General features: G+C 68.8%; 7 protein-coding genes and 1 pseudogene. 5 read left to right on the top strand and 3 right to left on the bottom strand.

Annotated features, from left to right (window positions below):
* A pseudogene (locus G3O06_RS46245) lies at positions 1-470 on the top strand (SDR family NAD(P)-dependent oxidoreductase); the annotation flags it as partial.
* On the opposite strand, the gene G3O06_RS46250 reads toward G3O06_RS46245, so the two are convergent.
* Positions 453-641: a hypothetical protein gene (locus tag G3O06_RS46250; protein WP_205820079.1), complete on the bottom strand. Its 189-nt coding sequence runs from the start codon at positions 639-641 to the stop codon at positions 453-455. The pseudogene G3O06_RS46245 and the gene G3O06_RS46250 overlap by 18 nt on opposite strands.
* A 105-nt stretch (positions 642-746) precedes the next feature.
* Positions 747-1,463 carry a 16S rRNA pseudouridine(516) synthase gene (locus tag G3O06_RS46255; RefSeq protein ID WP_174967679.1) on the bottom strand — a complete coding sequence of 239 codons (717 nt, stop codon included), beginning with the start codon at positions 1,461-1,463 and terminating at the stop codon, positions 747-749.
* A 114-nt stretch (positions 1,464-1,577) separates the two neighbouring features.
* Between G3O06_RS46255 and copC the strand changes: the two genes are divergently transcribed.
* The 4 genes from copC (at position 1,578) to G3O06_RS46275 (ending at position 4,565) form a co-directional block, all read left to right on the top strand.
* On the top strand, positions 1,578-1,952 hold the full coding sequence (gene copC, locus G3O06_RS46260; protein ID WP_174986397.1) for a copper homeostasis periplasmic binding protein CopC: 375 nt from the start codon (positions 1,578-1,580) through the stop codon (positions 1,950-1,952).
* A 63-nt stretch (positions 1,953-2,015) separates the two neighbouring features.
* Positions 2,016-2,516 (top strand): DinB family protein, encoded by a 501-nt coding sequence (locus tag G3O06_RS46265; protein ID WP_174967681.1) that lies wholly within the window; start codon positions 2,016-2,018, stop codon positions 2,514-2,516.
* 179 nt (positions 2,517-2,695) lie between these two features.
* Positions 2,696-3,469, top strand: coding sequence for an SDR family oxidoreductase (locus G3O06_RS46270; RefSeq protein ID WP_174917503.1), 774 nt, complete (start codon positions 2,696-2,698; stop codon positions 3,467-3,469).
* Between the two features lie 166 nt (positions 3,470-3,635).
* Positions 3,636-4,565 carry a LysR family transcriptional regulator gene (locus tag G3O06_RS46275; RefSeq protein ID WP_205820080.1) on the top strand — a complete coding sequence of 310 codons (930 nt, stop codon included), beginning with the start codon at positions 3,636-3,638 and terminating at the stop codon, positions 4,563-4,565.
* 43 nt (positions 4,566-4,608) lie between these two features.
* On the opposite strand, the gene G3O06_RS46280 is transcribed toward G3O06_RS46275, so the two are convergent.
* Positions 4,609-5,211: LysR substrate-binding domain-containing protein (locus G3O06_RS46280; protein ID WP_205820081.1), on the bottom strand; the 603-nt coding region annotated here is incomplete at its 5' end.

Here is a 5,211-nt window from a genome sequence, read left to right on the forward strand (position 1 = left end):
TGGCGACGGTGCGCGGCGTGCTGTCCGCGCGCATCGTGCGCATTCCGGGCATCTACGCGGCGAACCGTCTGCCGGTCGCGCGGCTCGAGCGCGGCACGCCGGCGCTCGAGTCGGCCGACGACGTCTACACGAACCACATTCACGCGGACGATCTCGCGGCGATCCTGCGCCGCGCGGCCGAACGCGGCAAGCCGGCGCGCGCCGTGCACGCGTCGGACGACAGCGAACTGCGGATGGGAGAGTATTTCGACCGGGTCGCGCAGGTGCTCGGCCTGCCGAGGCCGCCACGCGTCAGCCGCGCGGACGCCGAGCGTCAGCTCGAACCGACGCTGCTGTCGTTCATGCGCGAGTCGCGGCGCCTGTCCAACGCACGGCTCAAGGCCGAATTGTGCGTGACGTTGCGCTATCCGACCGTAGATGATTTCCTTCAAACGCTCGCGCCGGGCAGCGCGTCAGGTCAGCGCCGGTAACGCCTCGATCAGCAGGAAGCACAGCAGCGCGCCGATCAGCGCGCCAATCAGGTTCGGATGATATTTGTGCTTCATGTGCATCGAGGCCAGCAGCCCGCCGATCACGATGACACCGATGACCGCGAACGCGATCATCACGTACGACAGTTCGAAAGTATGGTTGATGTTCATGATGTCTCCCCTGCGTCGCTGCTCGTACAGCTTGTAATTTCAGTATAGCGGGGGAACATGCGGCCGAGATGCGGCCGGACGTCGAACGATCGTGCGGATTTTCCCTTACAGGGTTTTGACGGGATTGCGCAACGCTGAAAGGTCGGCGTCATCGAGCCAGCGCCACGCGCCCGGTGCGAGATCGTCCGGCAGCGCGAAGCCGCCGATGCTTTCGCGATGCAGCGCCTCGACGCGATTGCTCGCTGCCGCGACCATGCGCTTGACCTGGTGATACTTGCCTTCGAGGACGGTCAGCGCGAGTGCGTGCGTGTCGCGTGCATCGGCCGCGACCGCCGCGATCGGCTTCGGCTCTCCGTGGAGCTGCACGCCGGCGCGCAGCGCGTTCAGCTGCGTGTCGTCGAGCGGGTGGCGCACGGTCGCCACGTAGGTTTTCGGCACCTTGCGCTTCGGCGACGTGTACGCGTGCACGAACTGGCCGTCGTCGGACAGCAGCAGCAGGCCCGTCGTGTCCTGGTCGAGACGCCCGACGCACTGCACGCCGCGCGCGACGAGCGGCGCGGGCAGCAGGCTGAATATGCTCGCGTGGTGTTGCGGATCGCGCGAACACTCGTAGCCGGCCGGCTTGTTGAGCGCCAGATACGCGTGCGCGTGGAACGGCCACGCCGTATCGTCGACCGAGAACACGAGGCCGTCGGTGTCGAACGCGGCGTCGGGGTCGGTCGCGCTGGCGCCCGCCACGGTGACGCGGCCCGCTTCGATCAGGCCGCGGCACTGGCGGCGCGAGCCGAAGCCCTGGGTGTAGAGAATGCTTTCGAGGTCCATAGCGCGCGCATTCTATCAAGCGATGGCGCGCGACCGGCATGAACGCACCTGCGCTGGTAAGCTGCCGGTACGCCGCGCGGAGCGCGGCGCCCGTTCATTCTTCACGGAAAGCCCATGCCTTTCGCTTCGTTCCAGCTCGCCCGTCACGCCACCGCCGTCATCGTTGCCGCGACCGTCTCGTCGGCCGCGTTCGCGCACGCGCACCTCGCGAAGAGCGACCCGGCGGCGGGCGCGGCGGTGGCCGCCGCACCGGCTGCCGTCACGATCGACTTCACCGAGCCGCTGGAGCCGGCGTTCAGCTCGATCGTCGTCGTCGACGGCGCGGGCAAGACGGTGTCGGACGGCCGCGCGCGCATCGAAGCATCGAACCGCAAGCGGATGACCGTGCCGCTCACGGCGGTCGGCACCGGTGCCTATACGGTGAAATGGGTGGCCGTCGCGACCGACGGGCATCGCACGCAGGGCGCGTACGGCTTCAGCGTGAAGTAACGCAACGGTGGCGGCAGGCCCGTGCCAGGGCTGCCGCCGCCCCGATCCGACAGGGAGTCCCGCATGAATCCGACGACGCTCGACGCACTCGCCGATTTCCCCCGTCAGCTCGAAGCGCATTTCGCGGCCGTGCCCGACGGCTACGCGCGCTGGACGCCCGACGACTGGGCCGGGATCCCGAGCGAGCACTTCTCGCCGCTCGGGCAGCTCTGCCACGTGCGCGACATCGAGATCGACGGCTATCACGTGCGGCTGCGGCGGATGCTCGATGAAGACAGGCCGCTGCTCGTATCGATCGACGGCGACGCGCTCGCGATCGAGCGCCGCTACAACGATGCGTATGCGTCCGACGTGCTCGCGGCGATTCGCGAAGCGCGGCGCGAGACGCTGGACCTCGTGTCGCGCCTCACGCCCGAACAGTTCGCGCGCACCGGGGAGTTCGACGGCTACGGCTCGCTGACCGTGCGCGGGCTCGTCCACTACCTGTGCAGCCACGACCAGCAGCATCTGGCCGGCATGCAGTGGCTGCTCGGCAAGATCGACGCGGCGCTGTACGCGCGCTGACGCGGCCGGTGCTCGTGTCGACGCGTGCAGATTTCGGTGTTGTGGTCGGTACGGCAAACCACATTGCATCGCTCCGATTGGATCGTTTTTCTGGATAATCCATCCAGCCGCGACCGGCTGACCGGCGCGTCGCGCGTGCCTACACTCCAAGCTTCGTTCAACGAGAAAAGGAGTCAACCGTGGCAACTCATACGCTCGCAGACAAGGTCGTCCTGATCGCAGGCGGCGCAAAGAATCTCGGCGGCCTGATCGCCCGGGATCTGGCGAGCCACGGCGCGAAGGCGGTGGCGATTCACTACAACAGCGCGGCGTCGCAGGCGCAGGCCGAGGAGACGGCCGCCGCGGTGCGTGCGGCCGGCGCGGACGCCGCGACGTTCCAGGGCGACCTGACGACGGCCGCCGCGGTCGAGAAGCTGTTCGACGACGCGAAGCAGCGCTTCGGCAAGATCGACATCGCGATCAACACGGTCGGCAAGGTGCTGAAGAAGCCGTTCACCGAGATCAGCGAGGCCGAGTACGACGACATGTTCGCGGTCAACAGCAAGTCGGCGTTCTTCTTCATCAAGGAAGCGGGGCGGCACCTCGAGGATCACGGCAAGCTCGTCACGCTCGTGACGTCCCTGCTCGGCGCGTTCACGCCGTTCTATGCGGCGTACGAAGGGTCGAAGGCGCCGGTCGAGCATTTCACGCGCGCGGCATCGAAGGAGTACGGCGCGCGCGGGATCTCGGTGACGGCCGTCGGGCCGGGCCCGATGGACACGCCGTTCTTCTATCCGGCCGAAGGCGCCGATGCGGTCGCGTATCACAAGACGGCGGCCGCGCTGTCGCCGTTCAGCAAGACGGGCCTGACCGACATCGAGGACGTCGTGCCGTTCATCCGCCATCTCGTCACCGACGGCTGGTGGATCACCGGCCAGACGATCCTGATCAACGGCGGCTATACGACCAAGTAACCCACCCGGCAACGGGCCGCGCGGCACACCGCAATGGCTCGTTTGCGTGGACAATGGACGGGCGCGCGGCCTCGCGGCTGCGCGCCCGTTTTCCCTGTGCCGCCGGAGCTTGCCGCGACGCGCGACGGCCGGCGGTGACGATCGTCCGAACCTACGTTCTCCGCCGATGGACAAGCTGGATCAGGTCAGAATCTTCCTGCAGGTTGCCGAGATGGGCAGCTTCATCAAGGCCGCGCACGCGCTCGACGTGCCGCGCGCGACCGTGTCGGCGGCTGTTCAGCAACTGGAGACGGGGCTCGGCACACGCCTCCTGCACCGCACGACACGCCAGGTGCAGCTCACCGCCGACGGCGCGCTGCTGCTCGAACGCGGCCGGCGCCTGCTCGCGGAGGCCGACGAACTCGACCGCCTGTTCCGCCGCCGCGACCGCGACGTGATCGGCCGGCTGAACGTCGACGTGCCGAGCCGGATCGCGCGCCGCATGGTGGCACCCGCGCTGCCGTCTCTGTTTCGCCGGTACCCGAAGCTGCAACTGTCGCTGGGCTCGACGGATCGTTCGATCGACCTGGTGCAGGAGGGTGTCGACTGTGCGATCCGCGTCGGGCGGCTCGCGGACAGCAGCCTCGTCGTGCGGCCGCTCGGGCAGTTCACGCTGATCAACTGCGCGAGCCCCGACTACCTGCGCGAATGCGGCGTGCCCGAGCATCCGGATGCGCTTGCACACGGACACTGGGCGATCGGCTATGCGTCGCCGACGACGGGGCGTGAGCTCGACTGGGAATACTGCGCGGACGGCGAGCGGCACACGCTCGCGCTGCCGAGCCGCGTGATCGTCAACAACGCCGAAACCTATATCGCCAGCTGCATCGCCGGGATGGGGCTGATCCAGATTCCGCGCTTCGACGTCGAGCATCTGCTCGCCAGCGGCGCACTCGTCGACGTGATGCCCGGCCACCGCGCCGCGCCGATGGACGTGTCGGCCGTGTATCCGCACCGGCGGCATCGTTCGCGCCGGCTCAATGCGTTCGTCGAGTGGTTCGGGGAACTGATGACGAGCGCGCTGACGAAGAGTGGGGAGGGCGCGGAGGGCGACTGACCGGCACGGCCGGTTTGCGTGACGTGTGGTGGTCGCGCCTGTTTCAGCCGGGCAGCGCCGCGAACTGACGGCTGCGCCCGGTTTCCCGCACCGCGTCGATCAATGCCGCGCCGGCGCCATCCGGTTTCGCCGCGAACGCGTAGAAGCGCGCGGCCGGCAGCGCCGGCAGACCATCCTGCGGCCCGCATTCGCGCAGGCCGTCGCGCAACTGACTGCGCGCCAGCGCGGTGACCGCGAAGCCCGCGAGTGCGGCCGACACGCAGCCGGCCATGCTGCTGCTCTCGAACAGCACGCGGAACGGCCGCAACGCGGCGGCGAGCGCCGCGACGGCGGCTTCCCGATAGACGCACGGCTGCGGAAACAGCGCGAGCGGCACGTCGCCGCTGGCGTCGAGCGTGCGATCCGACGCGAACGCCCACACGAGCGGTTCTTCCCACAGCAGTTCGCCCGGGGTGTCGACCTGCCGGCACTGCTTGCCGAATACGACGTCGAGCCGGCCGAGCGTCTGCTCGCGCAGCAGCGACGCGGTGATGCCGACCTTCAGCTCGATCGACGTGCGCGGGTGGCGGTCGCGGAACGTGCGCAGCACGTGCGGCAGCCACGCGCCCGCGAAATCCTCCGACGCGCCGACCCGCAGCGGCCCGTG

The sequence above is a fragment of the Burkholderia sp. Ac-20345 genome (assembly GCF_017104825.1).
Taxonomy (GTDB): domain Bacteria; phylum Pseudomonadota; class Gammaproteobacteria; order Burkholderiales; family Burkholderiaceae; genus Burkholderia; species Burkholderia lata_B.